The 24,284-nt window shown below is 51.7% G+C and carries 19 protein-coding genes; 7 read left to right on the plus strand and 12 right to left on the minus strand.

Going from position 1 to position 24,284, the window contains the following annotated elements; translation table 11 throughout:
• Positions 1-134: 134 nt before the first annotated feature.
• A complete protein-coding gene (locus ACIPUG_RS00785; protein ID WP_039288902.1) occupies positions 135-1,688 on the minus strand; it encodes a PAS domain-containing methyl-accepting chemotaxis protein in 1,554 nt (517 codons plus the stop codon).
• A gap of 372 nt (positions 1,689-2,060) precedes the next feature.
• Between ACIPUG_RS00785 and ACIPUG_RS00790 the strand changes: the two genes are divergently transcribed.
• Complete coding sequence (locus tag ACIPUG_RS00790; protein WP_400336894.1) at positions 2,061-4,652, plus strand: YdbH family protein; 2,592 nt, start codon at positions 2,061-2,063, stop codon at positions 4,650-4,652.
• Between the two features lie 15 nt (positions 4,653-4,667).
• Positions 4,668-4,901, plus strand: coding sequence for a YnbE family lipoprotein (locus tag ACIPUG_RS00795; RefSeq protein WP_039288898.1), 234 nt, complete (start codon positions 4,668-4,670; stop codon positions 4,899-4,901).
• Between the two features lie 43 nt (positions 4,902-4,944).
• On the opposite strand, the gene ACIPUG_RS00800 is transcribed toward ACIPUG_RS00795, so the two are convergent.
• The gene (locus ACIPUG_RS00800) at positions 4,945-5,550 is read right to left on the minus strand and encodes an FMN-dependent NADH-azoreductase (RefSeq protein WP_010276841.1); all 606 of its coding nucleotides are present in this window, start codon (positions 5,548-5,550) and stop codon (positions 4,945-4,947) included.
• 306 nt (positions 5,551-5,856) lie between these two features.
• Between ACIPUG_RS00800 and hrpA the strand changes: the two genes are divergently transcribed.
• Positions 5,857-9,744 (plus strand): ATP-dependent RNA helicase HrpA, encoded by a 3,888-nt coding sequence (hrpA, locus tag ACIPUG_RS00805; RefSeq protein WP_400336896.1) that lies wholly within the window; start codon positions 5,857-5,859, stop codon positions 9,742-9,744.
• Between the two features lie 16 nt (positions 9,745-9,760).
• Here hrpA and ACIPUG_RS00810 read toward each other — a convergent pair whose 3' ends face one another.
• The 7 genes from ACIPUG_RS00810 to rstA form a co-directional block, all read right to left on the minus strand.
• Positions 9,761-10,600 carry an EcsC family protein gene (locus tag ACIPUG_RS00810; RefSeq protein WP_400336898.1) on the minus strand — a complete coding sequence of 280 codons (840 nt, stop codon included), beginning with the start codon at positions 10,598-10,600 and terminating at the stop codon, positions 9,761-9,763.
• Positions 10,601-10,647: 47 nt separating this feature from the next.
• Complete coding sequence (locus ACIPUG_RS00815) at positions 10,648-12,426, minus strand: EAL domain-containing protein (RefSeq protein ID WP_039288892.1); 1,779 nt, start codon at positions 12,424-12,426, stop codon at positions 10,648-10,650.
• Positions 12,427-12,892: 466 nt separating this feature from the next.
• Complete coding sequence (locus tag ACIPUG_RS00820; RefSeq protein WP_039519844.1) at positions 12,893-13,774, minus strand: serine protease; 882 nt, start codon at positions 13,772-13,774, stop codon at positions 12,893-12,895.
• 234 nt (positions 13,775-14,008) lie between these two features.
• Positions 14,009-14,311, minus strand: a complete 303-nt coding sequence (locus ACIPUG_RS00825; RefSeq protein ID WP_039288888.1) for a hypothetical protein — start codon at positions 14,309-14,311, stop codon at positions 14,009-14,011.
• A gap of 405 nt (positions 14,312-14,716) precedes the next feature.
• On the minus strand, positions 14,717-15,127 hold the full coding sequence (gene asr, locus ACIPUG_RS00830; protein WP_400336901.1) for an acid resistance repetitive basic protein Asr: 411 nt from the start codon (positions 15,125-15,127) through the stop codon (positions 14,717-14,719).
• 178 nt (positions 15,128-15,305) lie between these two features.
• Positions 15,306-16,619: a two-component system sensor histidine kinase RstB gene (gene rstB, locus ACIPUG_RS00835; RefSeq protein ID WP_014915612.1), complete on the minus strand. Its 1,314-nt coding sequence runs from the start codon at positions 16,617-16,619 to the stop codon at positions 15,306-15,308.
• Positions 16,616-17,353, minus strand: coding sequence for a two-component system response regulator RstA (rstA, locus tag ACIPUG_RS00840; RefSeq protein ID WP_010276861.1), 738 nt, complete (start codon positions 17,351-17,353; stop codon positions 16,616-16,618). Before rstA ends, rstB begins: the two co-directional genes overlap by 4 nt.
• Before the next feature lie 221 nt (positions 17,354-17,574).
• On the opposite strand from rstA, the gene ACIPUG_RS00845 reads away from it, so the two are divergent.
• The 3 genes from ACIPUG_RS00845 (at position 17,575) to ACIPUG_RS00855 (ending at position 21,474) form a co-directional block, all read left to right on the plus strand.
• Positions 17,575-18,777: an immunity 26/phosphotriesterase HocA family protein gene (locus tag ACIPUG_RS00845; RefSeq protein ID WP_400336903.1), complete on the plus strand. Its 1,203-nt coding sequence runs from the start codon at positions 17,575-17,577 to the stop codon at positions 18,775-18,777.
• Positions 18,778-19,104: 327 nt separating this feature from the next.
• Entirely contained in the window at positions 19,105-20,661 is a 1,557-nt protein-coding gene (locus tag ACIPUG_RS00850; protein WP_400336905.1) for an EAL domain-containing protein, read from the plus strand.
• Between the two features lie 237 nt (positions 20,662-20,898).
• Positions 20,899-21,474 (plus strand): YceI family protein, encoded by a 576-nt coding sequence (locus ACIPUG_RS00855; protein WP_205557690.1) that lies wholly within the window; start codon positions 20,899-20,901, stop codon positions 21,472-21,474.
• Between the two features lie 47 nt (positions 21,475-21,521).
• On the opposite strand, the gene ACIPUG_RS00860 is transcribed toward ACIPUG_RS00855, so the two are convergent.
• The 3 genes from ACIPUG_RS00860 to folM form a co-directional block, all read right to left on the minus strand.
• Positions 21,522-22,325, minus strand: a complete 804-nt coding sequence (locus ACIPUG_RS00860; protein ID WP_400336907.1) for an anti-sigma factor family protein — start codon at positions 22,323-22,325, stop codon at positions 21,522-21,524.
• On the minus strand, positions 22,322-22,798 hold the full coding sequence (locus ACIPUG_RS00865; protein ID WP_230857178.1) for a sigma-70 family RNA polymerase sigma factor: 477 nt from the start codon (positions 22,796-22,798) through the stop codon (positions 22,322-22,324). Before ACIPUG_RS00865 ends, ACIPUG_RS00860 begins: the two co-directional genes overlap by 4 nt.
• 69 nt (positions 22,799-22,867) lie before the next feature.
• Positions 22,868-23,590 carry a dihydromonapterin reductase gene (folM, locus tag ACIPUG_RS00870; RefSeq protein ID WP_400336909.1) on the minus strand — a complete coding sequence of 241 codons (723 nt, stop codon included), beginning with the start codon at positions 23,588-23,590 and terminating at the stop codon, positions 22,868-22,870.
• Between the two features lie 138 nt (positions 23,591-23,728).
• On the opposite strand from folM, the gene ACIPUG_RS00875 reads away from it, so the two are divergent.
• The gene (locus ACIPUG_RS00875; protein ID WP_400336911.1) at positions 23,729-24,157 is read left to right on the plus strand and encodes a hypothetical protein; all 429 of its coding nucleotides are present in this window, start codon (positions 23,729-23,731) and stop codon (positions 24,155-24,157) included.
• Positions 24,158-24,284: the final 127 nt, after the last annotated feature.

Here is a 24,284-nt window from a genome sequence, read left to right on the forward strand (position 1 = left end):
AAGCATTCATTTGTTAAGTATATTATGACTCTGCGAATTTGCACTGTGGCCCGCGCATGTGGAAGAAAGGGGAAAATGATGAGGAAACAGGGCGACGGACGCCGTGATAGGGGCGCCCGTGAAGATGAGATTAGCTAGCGGGAAAGGCTGAAGACAGAGGCTGCCTGCACCATGCTTGATATCTGCTGTTGCAGGTGATCGGTGGCCGAATGCGATTGACTGGCTAACGCGGTATTCTGATGCGTGAGCTCATCGATGCGGTTTACCGCTTCATTAATTTGATCTAGCCCCTGAGATTGTTCCTGCGTTGCGAGGCTGATCTCATTCATCAAATTGGTGACGTGCTGAACCTGCAGCAGAATATTGCTCATGGATTTATGCGTGTGTGAAACCTGCTGTTCACCGGTACGAATACTATTCAGCGTTTCATCAATAATGGTCGAAATATCGCTGGAAGAAGAGGCGCTGCGCTGCGCCAACGAACGCACTTCACTGGCGACCACAGCAAAGCTCTTACCCTGTTCTCCTGCATGGGCAGCTTCAACAGCAGCGTTCACGGCCAGAATATTGGTCTGGAACGCGAGATTATCCATCACGCTGACGATATCCGTAATCCGTTCGCTGGAACGGGTGATCGTCTCCATCGTATCGGAGACCTGGCTGACAGCCTGTTCACCAGAGTTCACCGCCTGATTCACATCCTGCGTATAGAGTGAGGCCTGAAGCGAAGCTTCCGCATTACTTTTTATTGTTGCAGTAAGCTGTTCCACGGAGGCGGCGGTTTGTTGCAGGCTTTCTTCCGTTTCCTCGCAGCACTGTGCCAAGGTATGGTTGCCTTGCGCGATTTCATTACAGGCGTTTTTCAGCTCGCTCAGATTGGTGTTCACATCGTCTACGAAGGTGCGGAAATTCATACCGGACTGGTTTACCGCACGCATTAACATGCCAATTTCATCCACGCGATTAAGCTGCGTCAGGTTGTCCGCCTGCCCGGCGGCGGAACGCATGGCCTGAGCCAGAATCTGCTCGATAGGACGGGCAACATGGTGCACCAGAAGCTCGCCACTGACAAAGCAGCAGGCGATAAGCAGCGGGAAGAGTACGGAAGCCAATGCGGTTCCCGCCAGCAGGGAATAGGCGGCGATGAGCGGAATCAGGCTAAAGAGCAGAAAATAGCTGCGGATGCGCCAGCGTAACGGCATGGTCTTAAAAAGACTCAGGATACGCAATGGCCCGGTATAAATAAGCAGGCCATGATGGAAGGTGCGATATTTCAGTTTACCTTCGTTGGCACTGGCATAGAGTGCCTCAGCCTGATGAATCTCTTCGGGCGAGGCGGCGGTCCGCACGGACATATAACCGGCAATTTCACCGCCTTTTCTCAGCGGCGTGGTGCTGGATTTTACCCAGTAATGGTCGCCATTTTTACACCGATTCTTCACAATCCCCGTCCAGATATTGCCCGCGCGCAGCGTTTTCCACATATCCGCGAAGGCGGCTGGTGGCATATCCGGGTGTCGGATAAGATTATGGGGCTGCCCCATCAGCTCATCAGTGGTATAGCCGCTGACATCAATAAAATCTTTGTTTGCGTAGGTAATATGGCTTTCTGGCGTGGTGACCGACATGAGTCTGGTTTTTTCAGAAAGAGGGAGTTGGCGGTCGGTTACAGGGGTGTTATTACGCATAAAGCAGTCCTTGATATGCTGTGTCCGAATACTGATTTAACATGAGGCATACCCACGACAATAAATCAGCGGATAGCGGTAATGGTTCAGGTCGCTCATTGCTTTTTTTAAGGCGGTCGGGCAGAAGGAGATAATCCTGATATCCACCCGTAAACGCTTTGTTCATGATGAGATAACGTGATTCATTACAAAATATAACCTCAATTAAACATTTTACCACGAAAGGGTAATGAGTACGTATGCACAATAGTAGTAAATGTGAGTTGGATGGTGCTGTTTGTTAACAAAAAGAGCGATTTGTGAATGAATAATCGGCAGAGTCATACAGGACGAATTTTTACCGCTATTGAACAGGATGATTAACTCGCGCTAATGATTAAAAAACGTGCACTTTCAATGGCTTTTCTGTTCGTCATATTGCTGTTTCTTTCCTGGCGAGCATTGCCGCAGTGGCTACCGCGCCTTGCCAACATTTGGCTCCCGACCGAGATGTCTTTGACTGTGAATGGGACGCCTGGCTGGCAGGGCGGTGGGCTACATAGCGCGGGGTTCAGTCTTATGGCCGGGGAGTGCACGCTCGTTGACGTACGGAATATGACGCTGCGTTGGCATAGCTGGCGATGGCATGTCGATATTGATGCCGTGACGTTAAACAGCGACTGCCTACAGCATGTGCCAGCAAGCAGCAGCAGCGAGCCAGCGGCGCAGTTGGCGCAATGGCAGCAGCGATTGCCTGCTGCCGATATTCAGGTGAAGACGTTTACGCTACAGCCCTGGCAGGATTACGCCGGACAGGTGCGACTCAGCAGCGACGGCAAACGGCAACAGACGCTGGATTATCAGGGCGATCAACTGGCGTTTAAGGCAGAACTGAACGAGAAACGTCTGACCCTGCATGAGAGCATGCTCGCCACGCCAGCGGGGTTCGTGCGCCTGCAAGTCAGTGGTGAGATGGAACTGGCCGATACGCTGGATGCTGCACCGGTGCAGGGGCGGCTCACCGGAAAACTGGATTCAGGGCAAACGCCGGATCCGCTTTCGCTCCTGCTGGACTGGCATCATCAAGCGGGTGAGCTGGTACTGAATGCGGCGAATGATGAGACGCCGCTGATATCGCTGCCGTGGCAGTTGACGGATGAGGTCATTCAGGTAACTAACGGCGTCTGGCGCTGGCCTTATGCCGATCAGCCGCTCTCCGGGCAGGTTGCCATAACATTACAGCACTGGCGACAAGGGCTGGATGCTACCACGATTAACGCGCGGTTGAACATGCTGACGCAAGGGCATAATGGCAAGGCGAACGCCGTGTTGGTGCTGGGGCCGGGCAATATTGGCCTGCTCAACAGCGAATTGCGCTTTCAGCTTACCGGACAGGCAAATTTACCCGCACTTTCCCTGACGGCGACGCTACCGGGGATGTTGCAGGGCTCTATTCTCAATCCCGAACTTTCTCTTTTACCCGGGGCGCTGCTGCGTGCCTGGGGAACGCCTGCGCCGCAAATTTATCTTGAAGAAGCACGCTGGCCGCTGGCGGGCGTCCGAATCAGTGCGACGGGCGTGAATGGGCGACTACAGGCGATTGTGAAGGCGCGGGAAGCATACTGGGGGCGTTTCAGCCTGCACCTTGACGGTCAGGCACAGGATTTCTGGCCGGATCAAGGGCAGTGGCAATGGCGTTATTGGGGCAATGGCCAGCTACCGCCGCTGAAAGGTGAGTGGGACGTGGCCGGCCGAGGCCAGTGGCAGGATACCCTGATTGAAGTCACCCAACTGTCGAGCGGTTTGGATCAGTTGGGCTATGGCATTGTGACGGTGCATCAGCCTCGCTTGACGATCACTGAGCCGATCCGGTGGCAACGCGCTCGTTCGGGTGAACATTTTCAAGGGGCGCTGCAACTGGCTTCCGAACGGGCGTACTTCAGCAACGGGGGCTACTTGCCGCCTTCGTTGCTAACGCTGGCGATGCAGGGGCGTAGCCCGGATGATTTCCAGCTACAGGGGCAGCTACAGGCTGAGGATATCGGGCCGGTCAGGCTGCGCGGCCGTTGGGATGGGGAGCGACTGCGCGGGGGCGCGTGGTGGCCGACACAGCCGCTTAAGGTGTTTCAGCCTCTGCTTTCTCCGCTGTTAAAAATGAACATCCGCGCCGGACAATTTTACGCGCAGGCGGCATTCTCCGCTGCACGTAAAGAAGGATTCAGCGCGGGCGGACATTGGGTCGTGAAAAATGGCGGACTGTGGTTACAGGATGGTGAGGTGAGCGGCGTCAACTTTGTCCTGCCTTACCGTCTGAAAGATCAGCGTTGGCAACTGGGCGTCAAGCAGCCCGTCGCGCTGCGAATTGACGTGCTGGATAACCTGTTTCGGATGAGCAATATCCGCGTCGATCTCCAGGGGTTTTACCCGTACAGTGAACGACGACCGCTGGTTATGTCTCAGGCTGATATGGATGTATTAGATGGGCATATTGGCCTGTCCACGCTGCGTTGGCCACAGCGGGAACCCGCGCTGTTCACCGTAAAGAGCGTGGATCTCAGCGAGCTCATGACGGTGCTGAAGCAAAAGCAATTTGCCCTGTCTGGGCGCGTGAGCGGCACGCTTCCGCTGAATTTTAATCACCCGACCACGCTGATTGAAGGCGGACGTATTACCAATGATGGATTCCTGACGCTGCGGCTGGATAATCAACTGGCTGATGAGCTAGCGAGTAAAAATCTGGCAGGCGGGGCGGCGATTGGCTGGCTGCGCTATCTGGAGATTGGGCGTTCCTATGCCACGCTTGACCTGAATAATCAGGGCGAATTGACATTAACGTCGCAGGTGCAGGGGAAAAACCCGCAGCTCAGCGCGAAACGCCAAGTGATTCTTAACTATCGCCATCAGGAGAATATCTTTCAGCTATGGCGCAGCTTGCGTTTTGGCGATAACTTGCGGGATACGCTGGAGCAGCAGGCCAATGAATAAATTCAAGGTAGAACAATGAACAAGTGCGAGACATTGCTGGCGGTATGTTGCACGGTCGCTTTCCTGACGGGGTGCGTGCCGCGTATCGAAGTGGCTGCGCCCAAAGAGCCGATCACCATCAATATGAACGTGAAGATCGAACATGAGATTCACATCAAAGCGGATAAAGAAGCGACGCAACTGCTGGAAAGGTCGGACAATGCGGCTGGCGATGAGATAAAGAAAAGCGCGCCGGAAGGCGCGCAATAGTCAAGCCAAGTAAACCAATGGCAAGGTCGGTAATGATGATTTTTTATGCGGTGACCAACTGAGACAGCTGGGTTTTCGCCGCTTCGGTGGCTTTCTGCGCCACATCTGGGCCGTAGCCGTAACCTTCTGCGAATACGAACTCAAGATCGGTCAGACCAAGGAAGCCCAGGAAGACGCGCAGGTACGGTTCCAGCAGGTCGGTTGGTGTGCCTTTATGAATGCCGCCACGGCTGGTTAATACGATAGCGCGTTTACCTTTCACCAGACCTTCTGGTCCTTGCTCGGTGTAGCGGAACGTCACGCCAGCACGGGCAACCAGGTCGAAATAGTTCTTCAACTGAGTAGGAATGTTGAAGTTATACATCGGTGCGGCGATGACGATAATGTCATGCGCTTGCAATTCCGCGATCAGTTCGTCGGACAGTTTCAGGGCTTCCTGCTGACGTGGGGTCAGTGCAGCATCGGAAGGACGCAGTGCGCCGACTAATTCGCCATCAAGAACGGGAATCGGCTGAGCAGCCAGGTCACGGACGGTGATGCTGTCGTTCGGATGTGCAGACTGCCACTCGGTGGTGAAGTGGTCGGCCAGTTGGTTTGACTGAGAATAACCTGCCAGAATGCTTGATTTCAGAACCAATACTTTGCTCATTGCCAATTCCTTTAGTGATTTAGAAGTGGGCGACAACATAACGCCCCTTGATGCGTCACATCTTATGCGGTGATCTGGAAAGAGAAAAGTGCAAATATTCGAGGTCTTTATTCGATTTTATTGAATAAGACAATGTTTGACTAAGACCAGGCTGTGGCGATTAGAGCCGTTTATGACAATGTGCTACTATCCACGGCTTAAAAATTTCGTGCCTTGCAAGTAGATTAGGCTCCATCGAGCCAGATTCGGCGGCGAGCATCGCCCCGGCAGAGAAAAGAATTAGAGAAATAATTAAGGAAGAGCAACGTGAAATCACCTCTCAGTGCATTATCTACGCAGTTAAGTGAGCTAATGCTTCGCGATCGGCAACGTCTGCGCCGCCGTTTGCAGGGCGCGGCGAAGGTCAGCAGCCCGCAGGCTCAGGCGGCGATCGCTCAGGAAATTGAGGGGGAAATCGTTGCCGCACGCCAGAAAGTCGAGAACCGGCGGGCAAGCTGTCCGGCGATTCACTACCCTGAACAGCTCCCTGTTAGCCAGAAAAAAGACGAAATACTGGAGGCGCTGCGTCATCATCAGGTGATTATCGTCGCGGGTGAGACGGGGTCGGGTAAGACCACGCAGTTGCCGAAAATCTGTCTCGAACTGGGGCGCGGCGTGCACGGCCTGATTGGCCACACGCAGCCGCGTCGTCTGGCTGCCAGAACCGTTGCTGACCGCATTGCTGCCGAGCTGGAAACGCCGCTGGGTGGCAGCGTAGGGTATAAAGTCCGGTTTAACGATCAGGTGAGTGACAATACGCTGGTCAAACTGATGACCGACGGTATTCTGCTGGCGGAAATTCAGCAGGACCGCCTGTTGATGCAGTACGACACGCTAATCATCGATGAAGCGCACGAGCGCAGCCTGAATATCGATTTCATCATGGGCTATTTGCGCCAGCTGTTGCCAAAGCGCCCTGATTTAAAAGTGATTATTACGTCGGCAACCATCGATCCACAGCGCTTCTCCCGCCACTTTAATAACGCACCGATCATTGAAGTGTCCGGCCGGACCTATCCGGTGGACGTGCGCTATCGTCCCGTGGTGGAAGACGCTGATGACAGCGATCGCGATCAGCTACAGGCGATTTTTGATGCGGTCGATGAACTGACGCGCGAAGGGCCGGGGGATATTCTGGTCTTCATGAGCGGCGAACGTGAAATTCGCGATACGGCAGAGGCGCTGACTCGTCTGGACTTGCCGCATACTGAAATCCTCCCGCTGTACGCCCGACTGTCGAATCAGGAACAGAACCGCGTCTTTCAGTCACATCACGGTCGCCGCATCGTACTGGCAACCAACGTGGCGGAAACCTCGCTCACCGTGCCGGGGATTCGCTATGTCATCGATCCGGGCACTGCGCGCATCAGCCGCTACAGTTTCCGCACCAAGGTACAGCGCCTGCCGATTGAGCCTGTCTCTCAGGCGTCGGCGAATCAGCGTAAAGGACGCTGTGGCCGTGTCGCCGCTGGGGTGTGTATTCGTCTCTATTCCGAACAGGATTTCCTGTCACGGCCTGAATTTACCGACCCTGAAATTCTTCGCACCAATCTGGCTTCCGTTATTCTGCAAATGACGTCGCTGGGGCTAGGCGATATCGCCGCGTTCCCGTTTGTTGAAGCGCCGGATAAACGCAACATTCAGGACGGCGTGCGGCTGCTGGAGGAATTAGGCGCGATTAATCTGGCGGAGAACGGGCATTACCGCCTGACGCCGCAGGGGCAACAGCTGGCGCAGTTACCGATCGATCCGCGTTTGGCGCGAATGGTGCTGGAAGCGCGTAAAACCGGCTGTGTGCGTGAAGTGATGATCATCACCGCTGCGCTGTCGATTCAGGATCCGCGCGAAAGGCCGATGGATAAGAAACAGGCATCGGACGAGAAACACCGCCGTTTCGCTGATAAAGACTCCGATTTTCTGGCTTTCGTCAATCTGTGGGATTACCTGCGTGACCAGCAAAAAGCGCTGTCTTCCAGCCAGTTCCGCCGCCAGTGTCGCACCGATTTCCTTAACTACCTGCGCGTGCGTGAATGGCAGGATATCTACACGCAGCTGCGTCAGGTTGTGAAAGAACTGGGGCTGCCGGTCAATAGTGAACCAGCCGATTACCTGAGTATTCACTGCGCGCTGCTCACCGGCCTGTTGTCGCATATCGGGCAGAAAGATATTGAGAAGCAGGAGTTCAGCGGCGCACGTAACGCACGGTTTGCGATTTTCCCAGGCTCCGGGTTATTCAAAAAGCCGCCTAAGTGGACGATGGTGGCTGAGCTGGTGGAAACCAGCCGTCTGTGGGGACGCATTGCCGCACGTATTGAACCCGAGTGGATCGAGCCGCTGGCTCAGCATCTGATTAAACGGAGCTACAGCGATCCTCATTGGGAGAAAGCGCAGGGCACGGTGATGGCGCAGGAGAAGGTGACGCTCTTCGGGCTGCCGATTGTCGCGGCGCGTAAGGTGAACTACAGCCAAATCGATCCGACGCTGGCGCGTGAAATGTTCATCCGCCACGCGCTGGTGGAAGGCGACTGGCAAACGCACCACGCCTTTTTCCGCGCCAACCTCAAATTGCTGGCGGAAGTGGAAGATCTCGAACATAAATCGCGCCGCCGCGACATTCTGGTGGATGACGAGACGCTGTTTGCTTTCTATGACCAGCGGCTGCCGCACGATATAGTGTCGTCGCGCCATTTTGACACATGGTGGAAAGCCGCTAGCCGGGATAATGCCGACCTGCTTAATTTTGAAAAGAGCATGTTGATTAAAGACGGCGCAGAGAAGGTAAGCGCGCTGGATTATCCGAACTTCTGGCATCAGGGCAGCCTGAAATTACGCTTGTCGTATCAGTTTGAACCGGGTGCGGACGCCGATGGCGTTACGGTTCATATTCCGCTGCCTATTCTCAATCAGGTGCGTGAAGAGGGCTTCGAATGGCAGATTCCCGGCGTGCGCCGCGAACTGACGATCGCGCTGATTAAGTCATTGCCTAAGCCGTTACGTCGTAACTTCGTACCCGCGCCGAACTATGCCGAGGCGTTTCTGGCCCGAACCACGCCATTAGAGAAAGGACTCTTGGATGCGCTGGAACGTGAGTTGAGGCTGATGACGGGCGTCACGGTGCCACGCGAGGCGTGGCAGTGGGATCAGGTGCCCGATCATCTGAAAATCACGTTCCGCGTTATTGATGAGAAGAAGCGGACGCAGCGCGAAGGCAAAGACCTGAATGCTTTGAAAGATCAGCTCAAGGATAAAGTGCAGCAAACGCTGTCATCCGTAGTGGATGACGGGCTGGAGCAGCGCGGTCTGCACGTCTGGAGCTTTGGTTCGTTGCCGGACTGCTATGAGCAGAAGCGTGGCGGCTACTCGGTTAAAGCCTATCCGGCGTTGGTGGATGAAAAGGATAGTGTGGCGATTCGCTTGTTCGACACGCCGCACCAGCAACAGCAGGTGATGCGGCAGGGGCTGCGCCGCCTGTTATTGCTGAACATTCCGTCGCCGATTAAATATCTGCATGAAAAACTGCCGAACAAGGCGAAACTCGGTCTTTATTTCAATCCGTACGGCAAAGTATTGGATCTTATCGATGACTGTATCGCCTGCGCGGTGGATAAGCTGATTGAATCATCCGGTGGCCCCGTCTGGCAGGAAGAGGCCTTCCAGCAACTGCATGAAAAAGTGCGTGCGGAGCTGAATGATACGGTGGTTGATATCGCCAGGCAGGTTGAGCAAATCCTGACGGCGGTCTTCACCATTAACAAGCGTCTGAAAGGGCGTGTAGATATGGCGATGGCGCTGGCGTTAAGCGATATCAAGAGCCAGATGAATGGGCTGGTGTTCCGTGGCTTTGTGACCGAAAACGGCTGGCAGCGTCTGCCGGACGTGCTGCGTTATCTGCAAGCGATAGAGCGCCGTCTGGAGAAACTGGCGCAGGATGTTCACCGCGATCGGGCGCAGATGCTGAAAGTGGAGCACGTTCAACAGGCGTGGCAGCAGTGGTGGAATAAGCTGCCTGCGGAGCGACGTGACGACGACGATGTGAAAGCGGTACGCTGGATGCTTGAAGAGCTGCGCGTCAGCTATTTTGCCCAGCAGCTAGGAACGCCGTTCCCGATCTCGGATAAGCGCGTATTGCAGGCGATGGAGCAGGTCGAAGGATAATACTCTCGGTATCACATCAGGTCGGCAAGGGCTGCTTTTTGATCTCAAGGTAAGCCGACCTGATGGCTTCTTCACCATACTGCTGTTCCAGACGTTTTATGATGAAATGGCCTTTCGCCATGTTTTGGTAGTGGTGAATAAACAGCGTATTAATGGCTGCACCGCTGGCGGCACCAATCACCGGAACAATCTGTGCGGCCATTTTTTCCGTCATGGTTACGCCCAGTCTGGTCGCGACCGCATCAATCAATTTTGCCAGCGTTTTCCCTGCCTGCGAGGTGCTCATTCTGGCTGACGCCTTCCCGGCGCTTTTCTTGCCCGCAATGCCGATTAATTCGCGACTGGCATGTCGGGTGATATCGGCCAGAACGGCGCGTGACGTGTAATAGGAAGAATCGGCAGCGTCGTCGCTTTCTTGTGTCCCGCCGAGCGCGAAAACCTCCACACAGGCGGCTTTGACAGAAAAATCAGTGAGGGAGAAACCTTCGCTGCGGGCAATATTTGCCACGGAACGCATCATGATGGTGGTGCTGATAGGCAGTTCGACCAGCAAACCCGCCACGCCAAAAAAACCGCTGACTGCACCGGAAGCGGCAACGACCAGCTTGTGTGTCTTTGGTGATGCCACGCGATCGGGCGCATCGTCTAGCGTATAGAGTGCGGCGTCTACCGCTTTGTAGAGCGCGGAATGAACTACATCCTGTATTTTATTTTTCACCAGGGCGGGTAGCTTCGACAGGCTCCATTCAATCGGTTTTCCAACCAGATTCGCCGCCTGTATGGTAAAAGAGGGGGCTTCCAGCAGCGCGATGGCCTGTCTGATGGCGATCGCATCCTGTTGAGTAAGAAGAGTCATAGGCGTTCTCCGTACCGTTGGTTGAATAGCCCGCCTGACGGGGGATGTTATGCAGACGTTTGTGACGAGCGCGTCGTTAACCAGGTGGTGAACGCATCAGGAGGAATAGGCCGGGAGAAATAGTAGCCCTGTACTTCATCACATCCAAAATGAGCCAGGTATTCGAGCGTTTCCTTATTTTCTACGCCTTCCGCCAGCACAATGTAATTCAGTTTGTGCAGCATGCTGATAATGGATTGCACAATGACGCGGCTTTTACGGTCAGTTTTTATATCTTTAATCAGCGATTTATCCAGCTTTATCACCGTAGAGGGAATATTGCGCAGATAGCTTAAGTTGCTATATCCCGTACCGAAATCATCAAGCGCGATAGTAAATCCGAGCTGTTGCAGCGTTTGGATAGTGGCGAGCGTTTCTGTGCTTTCGATGATTTTCTGCGTCTCGACACACTCGATGTCGATGTCCCGAGGGGTGAGGCCGTGATTCTCGAGAATGGTGATGAGACGTGGAATAAAATCATTCTCGGAAAAATTTCGGGCAGAAACGTTAATCGATACGGGGAAGGTTAGCCCCTCCTGACGCCACTGCTTCACCTGGCATGCCGCTTCTCGGGTGACCCAGTCCGTTAACGGGCGCATCAGCGTGGTGCCTTCCGCGAGCGGAATAAATTGATCGGGATAAATTTCACCTAACTCGGGGTGTCGCCAGCGAATCAGCGCTTCGGCACCAATCACGGTGTTGGTCTTGATATTTAACTTCGGCTGATAAACTAAATAGAGACCCGGCTTATTGTTCTGTAACACATCAGCCAGTTCATTGAGCAAGGTAAAGGCGATTTGCTGCGCCCGATCGGCCTCAGGGTCATAAGCAAACTGGCGGACATTTTTTGTGATGGCGGCACGCAGTGCGCTCATCGATTCACGCAAGATTTGCTGCGGATCTTTGGCCGGAATCTGGAATTCGGTGTAGCCAACAAAAAGCTCCAACTTGAGCGGAATATGGCTGGCGATACTTTCATGAATCCGCTCAGCGCAGGCGTCTAGCTCGGCCAGAACCTGCTCTTTCCTCTCGGCCTTCACCAGCAGAGCGAAACGGCCTACGGCAGCAGAGTACAGATTGTCTGATGAATTTAAGCTAAGACGTAAAAAGACCCCGATATCTTTCAGCAGGCCTTCTACGGTCGGCATACCCAGCGCACATCCCATTTCATAGGCGTAAGAAATGTCGATGGTATCAATCAGAATAAGCAGGTAGGGCTCGTGAATGTCGGTAATGTGGCTAATGTCGTCAATCAGGCGCTGGCGATTAGGTAATAGCGTGACGGCATCAATCAGCCCAATCGCGTTGCGGTATTCCATTAACACCATCGCAATGGTCGCTAAGTCATGCAGGAGCCGCAATTGGAACTTGCTGAAGGTGCGTGGGATATAATCGATGACGCTGAACGTACCGATGGAATAGCCGTCTTTGGTTTTCAGCGGTACACCAGCGTAAAAACGGATAAAAGGTTCGCTGGTGACGTAAGGGCTGTCTTTAAAACGGTCGTCCTGAGTCGCATCAGGGCAGATAAAGGATTGACCCGTTTGTACGGTAAAATGGTCGAATGAACCGATTTTATCCATATCATCCAGAGGAAAATGGGTTCTCGCTTTAACATGCAGAGATTTGGAACCGGTTAGCGTCACGAGAGCCGTTGGGGTTTCAAGGAGTTGGCAAGCCAGTTTCGTGAGTTTGCGAAGAATATCGTCTTGAGATATATCGGTTTTTTGCAATTCGTCGAGAGTCTGCATGCGTTTTTTTTCGTCATGACTCAAATGTTTTAACATGTAGACTCTTCCTTTTCGCAATAATAATCGCGACAACATCAATTTAATTTAACGGCGACACAATAACATAGAGGCTAAAAATTGAGGTAACTTATTATATCGCCTTTATCTTTCCTTTAAGGTTTAGACGATTTTTTGTCTTAAATCATGTTTTCAGTTTTCAGTGTGCTGTATGGATTTGTGATATTTTCCCGTAAGTTACATGTAGAGATAAACGGTCTGGCTGAGAAAATGCTCTGCAAATAAAAGGGAAATCTAATTATAAAAAATGGCCGCTTCCAGAAGATAAAAATAGCATCCTGATAATTGTTATACCTATGTGGGTTGACCATATGGATGATTAACCTATCTCTCTGATAAGAATAGAACAGATATTTTTTTATACCATGAAATTGACAGGAAACGACGGCGTCAGACGGCATCCAGAATAACGATTTCCGCCTGACGGTGTTGGCTCTGCAGGGCGTTAGTGTTGTTTTGGTAAGCTTTCTTTTGGTGAACCTTCTTTTGGCGCACTTGTTTTTGGTGAACTTAGTTTTGCTAACGCTTCTAGCTGCTGACGAATGGCGGTAACGGAAACGGCGCGATTATCGGCTCTATCACGTTCACTGGCATCGGGTGCGGAGCTTTGGATGCCCATGAGCACCCAGCCTGCTGCTGAATTCAGCATCAGCGGGGAGCCGCTATCGCCAGGCAGCGTGTCGCACTGGTGCGCCATAACGGCAGTGTGAACCCAGCCGGTGATCAAACAGTTTTGATGGCGATAAAGCGTTTCCTGATGATCCTCTGGGTAACCCGCCTGCGTGACGCGCTGACCGTTGTCCTTCAAGGCCTGCATCAATTCCTGGCGGCTGCCTTGCCAGAGTGGGAGCGGGCGAATGCCCGGTGGCGTTTGCTTTAGCCGGATCAGGGCATAATCCAGCGGTGCTGCTGAAGGGGGAACGATCCACCCTTCGCCGTCGGCTTTCAGTTTTTTAGCGAGCGTTTTATTCGCCAGCGCTTCAATTTCCGTTGTTTCATATCGCCAGCCATTTTCTGTCGCCAGAAAGCGCAGCGCGACGGGTTTATCTATCTCACCCTTCGGTGGCGTCACCACGCAATGCCCAGCCGTCAGCGCCAGATGCGGGGAAATCAATGTCGCGGTACAGAGGTTGCCGCTGGCGGTTTCCAACTGTCCAATCGCTTGCCACGGCCAGACCGCCGTGTCGGGAACGATATCCCGATCGTCATGGTTGAAAAATAAGATTTGCTGCTGCTTCTGCGCGGCGGTGTCCGCCGGTGAGGATTCTGCCCAACTGATCGGGGCGATAAATGATAATGAACATAACAACCAGGCTGATATGCGCATGCAGTAAATAAACCTTATGAGAAAAGTCATCTTGAAGCGCTAAATATAGCGCGTTGAATTAACTATAGATGTATTTGTTAGTGAGGGGCTGGAAATTAAAATGTTATCGAGTGTAAAAGGCGTCGCATGACATCACTGCGCTTATTTCATCCTACCCCAATGCGCAAAACGCGACGCCACGATCTAAAGTGGCGTCGCATTTTCGTATCAGCAGTAACGTGAATGATGACCGTTTTATTCGTAGCTGACGATCACGATACGCGCATCTGAACTTAACGTTTTCGAACTCACAGAACCGATACCTTGCGGCAAAACAGTGCGCTGTGAGCTGTTTTTTACGTGTAGCGTTTGTACTTCCCCTTGTCGTTCACAGCTGACGCTCACATTATTTGAGCGTGTTATAACATCACAGACCGGTTCGACGATGGCACCCGAAAAGCGGATGATACCGGACGATGAAGAGGAAGAGGCGAAGGTATACGATGTTGCAGCCAGCGTGCTCAGCAATAGGGCAGATATTTGCAGGGTTCTTTTCATTATACGGTTCTCGGTATTGCCCGGAGTGTAATGATATAAACGGCGCTGAGTGATAAAACTTTACGACTCCACCATCTTTATTTGGCTCGCTGTCTACATTTTTGACGTTTACTGTTTTTGACGTTCAATAACCTTATGATTAATAGCGGTGCGATTAATCACTGCGTGATGCAGGCCCTGCGACTAGAGAAAGAAACTCAGGGTAATAAGGCCACAGAGCAGAACGAGGGATAACATAATTTCAAATGAGTAACGCCGCATCATTTTCCCGTCCCCCCATGAAATAAACACCCGGTAAACCGGGTGTTTGATGATTGTTCTACGGCAAGCCCTTAGAGATAGGTTTCAAATAGGGCTAACCGAAAGTGACGCCTTCCCCGTGGGGAAGGCGTGGGTGCTTACCGATTACGCTGCTGGCGTAGTGGTCGCTGGTTTTGCCGTTTTGGCTTTCTTCACGTGTTTCTTGGCAGCCTGTGCTTTCTGAGCTGGAGCAGGTTTAGCTTTCTTCACGTGTTTTTTAGCGGCCTGTGCTTTCTGAGCAGGAGCAGGTTTAGCTTTCTTCACGTGTTTTTTAGCAGCCTGTGCTTTCTGAGCTGGGGCTGGCTTGGCTTTCTTCGCGTGTTTTTTAGCGGCCTGCGCTTTCTGAGCAGGGGCTGGTTGAGCTTTCTTCACCTGTTTTTTATGGTGAGCGGCTTTAGCCGGAGCAGAAGTGGTCGCCGTAGGCTGAGCGGGTGCGCTGGTTACGGTATCCGCGGCAAACGCTACAGAGGACAGACCCAGTGCCGCACCTGCGATCATAACTAATACTTTATTCATCATCATTTCCTCGTTGTCTCATTCACGTTTCGTAGCCCTCAGTTGGGCTGGTAGAGAGAGAATAGGAGAAACAGAGGGCGGCTTCAGTGAGTGATTGGTTTCGGCGTGTAACCTAATGTACAAGCCAGAAAAAGTGGGAAAGGTAGGGGAAAACGGCGGGGTTACCGCCGTCTCGGTGCTAGTGCTGAATGGCGATGGCGGCCTGCGTTGTTGCGGTTTTTACCGGCCAGCAAAAACGGAAACGGGCTCCGCCGAGCGGGCTGTCATCCACGGTAATGCTGCCGTCGTAAGCCCGGGCGATAGCATGAACAATCGCCAGCCCCAGCCCACATCCGCCGCTGCTGTTCTCGATACCCGCTTCCAGACGGACAAACGGTTCAAACACGCTTTCCCGGCTGTCGGGCGGAATACCGGGACCGTCATCTTCGACTTGCAGACACGCGATATGCTCGGCGTCGGATGTCAGGCTGATATGCAATCGGCTGTGGCAGAAGCGCAATCCATTGCCGATCAGGTTATTCAGCACCCGCTCCATCAGGCGTAAATCGAGCGCCCCAATCCGTGCTGAATGGGGCATGTCCAACGAGATGTGTTTGTCAGGATGGATCAGGCGGAAATCATCAACTTTTGCCTGTAGCCACGAAGGAATATCAATATCGGCAAGATGCAGCGTCACCTGTGGGCGGTCGAGTCTGGCATACGTCAGCAACTCGTCAATCAGCGCTTCGAGTTGACCAATATCCCGGTTTAACGCCTGCTGCTCGTCTTCTGTCAGGTTGTCGCTCATCGCCAGTCGATAGCGCAGCCTGACCAGCGGCGTACGCAGTTCGTGCGCAATATTGTCAATCAGCTGCTTTTTGCTGTTGATGAGCTGGTTCAGGTTATCCGCCATGCGGTTGAAGGCGACGCCAAGCCGGTACAGGCTTGAGGTGCTATCGAAGTGAATGCGCTCCTCCAGATGGCCATCCCCGAGGCGCTGCGCGGCATTCTCCAGTTTTAGCATGGCCTGCCAGTGTGGCCGCATCCATAGGAAAACCGGCAGCGCCAGCGACAGCCCGATGAGCATCACCAGCAGTAAATCCAGCAATCGCATTTCATGCAGGAAGAACAAATAAGGAATAGGGCCGACGGCAAGAACATAGTGGCTGCGGGGAATGCGTTGGATAAATGTGTATTCATCATCCAGCGCGATAATTTCTCCCTGATTCAGACGCTGCCGATTCTTGGGGCTCAGTGCATATTTGCTCACCGGTTCGATGTGCAGTTTGAATGACAGGTTTAAATCGAGCTGGCTGATGGTTTTATGCCACTCGCGGGGCGGAATCGCGCGCAGTTCATTACGAATGAGATATAGCGAGCTTTTCATCAGGTCATCCATGGACTGACGTCCGGCGCGTTCGGCCGTGACTTTATAGACCAGCCCGACCAGAAGCGTCATGACGACAAAGCAGGCGAATAGCAATAGAAAAAACTGGACGAACAGCTTTCTCATAGCGTGACGCTCTCCCAGGTATTGGGGGCAAACAGATAGCCTTTGTTGCGCACCGTTTTAATACGGAACGGCTCCAGCGGGTTGTCGTACAGTTTCTTACGCAAGCGAGAAATCGCGACGTCAATGCTGCGATCCATGCCGTCGTAGGTCACGCCGCGCAGATTTTTCAGCAGCGCATCCCGATCCATAATGTGACCAGCATGAGTCGCCAACTGCCAGAGCAGATCGAAATCTGCGGTGGATAATACAATGTGTTCTTGCCCTAATGTCACTTCTCGATTGACCGGATCGATGCAGAGCAGGCCGAAGTGCAGTGATTTGTGCACCTGTAACGCGGCGGGCGCAGCGTTTTCCGTCACGGCCTGTGGTGCCGCAGCGTATTGCCGCAAATGCAGGCGCAGACGGGCGAGCAACACGGCGGGTGGTGTGGTTTTCAGAATGTAATCATCGGCACCCATTTCCAGCGCCAGAATATGATTCATGTCGCTGTCCAGCGAGGTCAGCAGCACAATCGGGCCGCTGTACTGTGGTCGCAACTCTCGACAGATGGTCATGCCGTCTTTGCCGGGCAGCATGATGTCCAACAGCACAAGGTCGGGCTGCTGCTGTTCAATAAAGGCCAATGCCTGATCGCCCCGAGCTTCAACCTGAACATCAATGTCATGCTTGCCGAGGTAAGCGGCGATTAATTTTCCCACCTCGGTATCATCTTCTATAAAAACAATCTTATGCATGGTATCTACGTTATCCCCAACTCACTGTTGATAGCATAGCCTGATGATAGGCGATAAACGAGAAATGAAGCGTAAATGGGTGTTAAGTGTTTGTTTATTTGCCCAAGTTAGATACGCTGCGGGGCGTGCTTTTTTTAGGCGATATCGCACCTGACTCTCGGCGTTTACCGAGAGCAGTCACGACATAATGACCGATTATTCCACTGGGAACCGCGCTGAAGATGAAACCGATTGACCAGATAAACAGCTGGATGCAGGAAGCCTTACGCCCTTATTTCGGGCTGGAACCGCTCTCGCCTGAATGGGATATTTTAACCGTACGTGACGGCTATTTTATCTGCTTCGACGGCGACACAATCCGTAAGCGCATTACCGCCACCGAGTTAAATTATCAGGAAGAAGACGTCATTATTCACACTCGCGGACGTGACGTTATTCTGCCGAGAACCGCGCGCGGTAAAGAAAAGAAGCTGACGTACACCAGCGTTTCCAGCGTGATGGCCGATGGCATTGTGTTTTCTGCGGGCGTCAGAACGCTGAATTCGGGAAGCTACGGTTACATCAGCGCCAGCAATTACCGCAACTCAATCGGACTACCGTTGCCGGAATGTCGTCATTTGACCAGCAAAGCAGAGATTGTCGACTGGCTGCACGCTTATCCTGAACGGTTACCGTCTGATTATGCGCACAAGCTGGAACGGCTGATGAGTATGAAAAATCAGCAGCATAAAACGATTCCGGGCGATATCTTTCGGGTCGAAATAGACTTGCATACCGATGGGTATGTTTTGGTGATTGGTAACCTGCGCCAGATGCAAAAGGACGGGCTGTTTGCGGAACATAGCATCTGGAATGATGTGATGACGATGCCGCTGTTTGTGCGGCCTTATCTTCTTCGCACAACCGAGCGTAATCTCTCGCAGTCGGAGATTGTGGCATCGTCCTTGTCTGAAAAGTGCTGGATTGTTATGGATAACTCGTTTCTGCGCGGTAACTATGAGTATGTGGGATCGAAAACGTTGTCGGAAGAGGACATTCTGTTCCCCGTTGGCTATGGCCCAAGCATCAGCGCACAGAAAAGCGACTATCGTCTGTCGTGGGGGCCTTGTTCGATCAATAAAGCCAGTCAGGATACCGCTTTTAAAGCCGGGCGTAGCTATATGAACAATGGGGCCTATAGTGGCGTATCAGCCGAATGCTTCGCGGATAAAGGCTTCCCTGGCTATGATAAAACGCTGCACAACCCGGAACAGCGTGACGCGTGGGAACAGGCACTGGCCGAGTTTGGTTTTCCACCGGATACGATCTACGATGCGTTTGCCCAGCGTACTGGCGGCCTGACGCGTGCGGCCTACCTGAGGTATGTTGCCAGCAATAAAGCGTACCAGCGTAAGGTGCGGGTGAAGAAAAAAGAGACGAAATAAGACCAGCCATCTCGTTGCACGTGCTTTCAGGCACGTGCATGCTGGTGGACTGCGGTAGGGCAATAATTATCGCTAATAATGTATATGAAATGCATTAATGTGTGACCAGTCGACTATTTCTTTATGTAATCAAATGGTTACTCACATGGTTTTTTAATCGATATTGCTTAATAAAGCGGAGCTGAATTATTAACCGAAGTGAATTATAAAAACGTGCTAATTTTAACTGTATGTTTTTGAAAGAACTGGACACAAAAATTTCATCTGGTTACTATCGCTGGCCTGGATTTAAATGCGCTTTTGAGCATTAATTGACATTGGATCGCGATGCGTTTTTCAGGATTTAAAAAGATAACAACAGCCATTTTCATGATGGTTGTTATCTCATTTTCTTTTTTATTTTCATTAAATGAATTATTGGTTAATCATCAGGAAAGCAAATTAACATTGCGCTCTGAGAAGTTACGCTTTCAGGCTGAAATATTAGCAGAACAGACGCTGTCTGCGCTGGGCGATATTAACGCTATTGATGATAATATTTGCTCGCCAAACTACATTGAAAAATTAAAAATGATAAGGTGGCGTCATCTCAATATTGAAGATGTTGCTTCTTTAAAAGAAAATCGTATTTATTGTAGTGCCTTTTGGGGGGAAGTGAATCCTCCTCTGCATATTACTGTGATAAATGAAACGGAAAATAATAAACCAGCATTGATTGAAGTGAAAAACAATAGCAAAACGCAGTATAACAATATCGGTCTCTATCAAGGTCATGCTGCGGTGTTTGTCTCGCGGGGAACCTATGAAAGCATATTGAATACGGTCACTGATGGATATTTCGTTATGACATCAGCGGATAAATCGCAAAAATATTTTGAATCGAGTTCGAAGGAATATATTGCTTCGGGTAATCCGTTACTGAGTAAACTATTTACCGCTAACACCAGCCTTTGTAGTCCCCAATGGCAGTTTTGCGTGATGGCTCAAAATGAACATAGCGGGCTGCTGTCGTTCACGCCGGGTCTCCTGTCTTTTGTTATGATGGTTGCATTGATGCTGGGTGGGTTCCTGACTTTCTTCTGTTTAAATATTGTCGATAAAAGACAATCGCTGAAATCCCGTTTGAAGAAATCCATCAAGAGAGGGGATGTTTTTCTTGAATATCAACCGATGGTGAGCGCTATCGATGGGAAAATAGCCGGTATTGAGGCGCTAGTCAGATGGCGTGATGGCATACATGGCTATGTTTCTCCCGACGTCTTTATAAAGATTTCAGAAAAAATCGGGTTTTACTCAAAAATATCTGATTTTGTAATACAAAACTCAGTGAGAGAGATGTCGGTTGTTCTCAATAAAAACAGGAAGCTGACGCTGTCTATAAATATAACCGATCATGAGATTAGCGATCTGGCTTTCATGGACCGATTGATTGAGGTGTGTGATTTCTATGGTGTTGAGCCTGCTCAGATAAAGTTGGAAATATCAGAACGCTGCCAGCTATCGCAAAAGGAAATCCAGCTTTTTGCCGAGCGTGTGGCAAAAATGAATATCAAACTGGCGATTGATGATTTTGGCGTGGCGAATTCGAACTTAGCATGGCTTACCGGTTTCAGGTTTGATGAAGTTAAACTGGACGGTTCGTTAATGAAAAATCTGGACAACAAGAATAAAGAAAAGATATTGCATGCAATCTGCTCGCTCATTAAAGATATGGGGAAAGACATTGTTTTTGAAGGCGTTGAAGATGCTGAGCAATTAACGATTGCCAGGGAAATTGACGCAGATTGCTTAATTCAGGGGTGGTTTTTTTATCGCTCACTGTCAGCAAAAAATATTGAAAGCCTGTTAATCACTCAGGGAAAAAATCACGCAGTGTGTCCCTGATGCTTATGCTTGTCTCCCTCACGTTAAGATCATTAACTTAACGGCCGCGCAAGATGAAAGAAAAGAAGACATGGCGTGAAATATCCCGCCATGTCTTTGTGGCTGCGCTTTAACGCAAAGCCTGCCCACCCTCAACGCTCGATGTTTTCTCAGCATTGATAAAAATAATGAAAATTGGCCGAATAAATTCGTTCGTTGGTGCGTTTACACGTTGTCTACTTTTAGGAGAACCCTGTTATGACGCGCATCGTTCCCGTTTTGGCCGCCGGACTGCTCATCAGCCCACTGTTGCACGCTATGCCTCTCAACTACACCATTGCCACGGATAAAACCGCCATTGCGCTTTCATGGCAAGCATTTGGTCACCTTTCACAGGCTTCTCTCGACGGCGTGACGGGAAACATCACACTGGATGCTGAAAAGGAAATAAACGACCGTATTGATGTGAAAATCCCCATCACGACGCTACAGGCTTCCAACGGCCTGCTGACTTACCAGTTAAAAAGCAGCCTGTTTTTTGATGCCGAACACTATCCCGATATCACGTTTACCAGCAGCAGAGTGGTGGCGCTAGGTCATGGCCATTTTCGGGTTTTTGGTTCACTGTCGGTAAAAAATATTCAACGCCCCGTTATTCTGGACGCCACGCTTGAAGAACATGGCGGAAATGTATCTGGAGAAGATGCGTTGTCTCTGCATGCCACCACGGCAATTTCTCGCTCGGCCTTTAATATGGATCGCTTTACCGGGGTGGTGGACGATCGCGTGGCAATCAGTATTGATATCCAGGCGAAAGCGCGACATACCGCATAAACGTTTCCCGCCACTCAGGGGGCAGCGAGTGGCGGGAGCGTCAATGACTAGGCCAGAGACGTTTGCAGCCTGCGCGCGCTTTCAGTCAGTTGCGGTACGGGGTTACGGCCAATTAATACGAACTGATAGCCACGATTGTGCCACCAAACGACATGCATATCATGGCGTTGCTCATTGTTAAGCGCAGAGGTGGTTGCTCCCCGATCGGGAGAAATGCACAACGCCATGGGGCCATACTCGGCGTGCATCCAGGCAATCTGTGCAATGGCGGTGCTGTCGTAGCGCAGCATTCGCACTATTTTTAGCTCCGCGCCTTGAAGCGTCAGCTGCCGTTCATTGAGCGGCAGCCCAATCTCTTGAGTGGCGCGAGACAGCCCGCGCTGTAAGGTGGGTAAGGAACTGTCCGCATCAAGCAGGGTTTCGGTGCTGTACAGTGACATGTACTGCGCTTCAAGATCGCGAATTTTCTCACTGTCGTTGCGAACAATCGAAACAGGACGGGCAAGGTAGCCTAGCCCTGAGCCAATCACCAAAAAACTGAGTGAGGCAGCAATGAGCGCACGGCGACTGACACCGGCATGCGAGGGCGGTTCTACAGACGCTGGGTGCGTTGCTAGCAGTTCCTCAAGCCGGGCCTGCATTTTTGCCTGAGGCGCTTTGTTGAGTAACGGCGCGAAGGCCTCTTCAACATCGAGATGGCTTTTCATCAGCTCGGCGGTGCGCTCGGCAAGTGGCTCATCTCTCTCCAGCTGTGTCGCGAATTGTTGTGCATCGTCGTCATCCATCTCACCATCCAACCAGGCCACGATGGCTTCATCACTGTAGGGGGGCGTAAAACGCATGGGTTTCAAGACCGTTTCTCCTTTGCAGCGGGCAGAGCATCAACTGATTTTGCCAGCGTACTTCGTGCGGTGGCCAGCCGGCTCATAATGGTGCCGATGGGTACCGATAGCGTGTCTGCTGCCTCCTGATAGGTAAATCCTTCGACATAAACTAAAAATACGGTATTGCGCTGCGCTTCTGGCAAGGCGCTAACGCGCTGCATTATTTTCTGGTAATGCCGAGAATCATCATTCCGCTCTCGGGTATCCGGGGCCAATAGGGCTTCGCTTTCGACAAAACCTTGCCCCAGACGCACGCGGCGTGCGCGCAGTTCGGAAATCCATATCGAGTGGAGAATGGAGAACAGCCATTTGTCGATGCGAGTGCCCGGGGTAAATTGCCCGCTTTTTTCAAGTGCGCGAACACAGGTGGACTGGACTAACTCCTCGGCAACTTCATGGCTGCGCGACAGCACCAGTCCATAGCGCCACAGGCGCGTCAAATGAGCAGTAAGCTGCTGGCGAACGTCGCTGGTAGTGATGGGTTTATCCTCACATTGATATTCCGGGAATTAACGCAAAGCCCGTCCACCATCAACGCCTAGCGTTTTCCCGGTGACGTAACGGCTGCTGAGCAGGTAATCCACCAGCCGGACAATTTCTTCTTCACCGGGGGCAATTTTCATTAATGACTTTTCCAGCGCCTGTTGGCGATAGACATCGTCATCCTTTTCATTAAACAGGATTAGACCGGGGGCGATCGCGTTGACTTTCACCTCTGGTGCCAGCTTGCGGGCAAATGACCGCGTCATGTTATCCAGTGCCGCTTTGCTGGCGGCATAGGCAATGTGTTTGTCGCTGCCTTTTTCTACCACGTAATCCGTCAGATGAATGATATCTGCACCCGCGATGCCTTGCCCACGCAGGCAGGGTTCCAGCAGTTGGTTGAGTAAATAGGGCGTATAGACATGGATTTGCAGCATATCGGCCAGCGTTTTTTCTGGCGGTGTGGTGGGGCTTTCCGGCTCCCAGCGGCTGGCATTGTGAATAATGGCGCGCAGATGCGGCGTGAGCGACTGGATTTGCTTCGCAAACGCATAGATGTTTTCCGTGGTGGAAAAATCGGCGGTCAGACAAACGGCGCCATTTTGCTGTAGCGTCTCCAACTCAGGATAAGGTGTGCGATAGCTGATGATGACCGGAATCGACTGGGCCAGAAACGAACGCGCCAGCGCCAGCCCAATACGCCGTGCGCCGCCGGTAATTAACACGGGAGCAGAAGAAAAAGTTGTCACAATTAGGTCTCCTCAACACGCTAGTCAAAAGGGGGCGAAGCGTGACAATATACCTGAATTAACCACCATATTGTTTACGGTTTTATACCCGTCAGGGTAGTGCGCGGCAAACCACTGGCGAAGAGGAGAAAAGGGAATATGGAAAAGTCCCCTGAGTCTACAAGTTCCAGTGAACCACTCTGTCTGGACTACACGGATTATTTAGCGGCATTGTGCAAGAAACGTTGGCGTTTCGTGGATGCAATGTACGGCGTGATGCCGATTTTTGGCATGGTAACCAAGATGGCACCGGCTCGGCAGAGTGCGCCGAAAGAGCGGCTGAAGGGACTGGCGCTACAGGTGCTTTCTACGCAGGTGAGTGATGAAACCAACATCATCAGGCTGATTACGCTGGCACGCCAGCAAGGTCTGACCGCGTTTGATATCCAACTGCCTTATTCGCTGACGAACGAGCAACTGAGCGCTATTAGCCGCGAATGTGACGACGCGCTGGATTTAACGCTGCGGGACGAACGCCTGTCCGTCCGGGCTGGTATGCAAAAAAGGGAAGGTGAAGCGTTATTCTGAAAGTGACCAGTAAATAAATTTTGGCAATCGGAGTATAACGCAGAACGTGTTAACATAATTTATCAATCGTACCCTGTGATTGGTATTTTCATATTTGATTCTTAATAGGCGTTTTTATTCACACACA

It is taken from the genome of Pectobacterium sp. CHL-2024, assembly GCF_044751765.1.
GTDB lineage: Bacteria > Pseudomonadota > Gammaproteobacteria > Enterobacterales > Enterobacteriaceae > Pectobacterium > Pectobacterium brasiliense.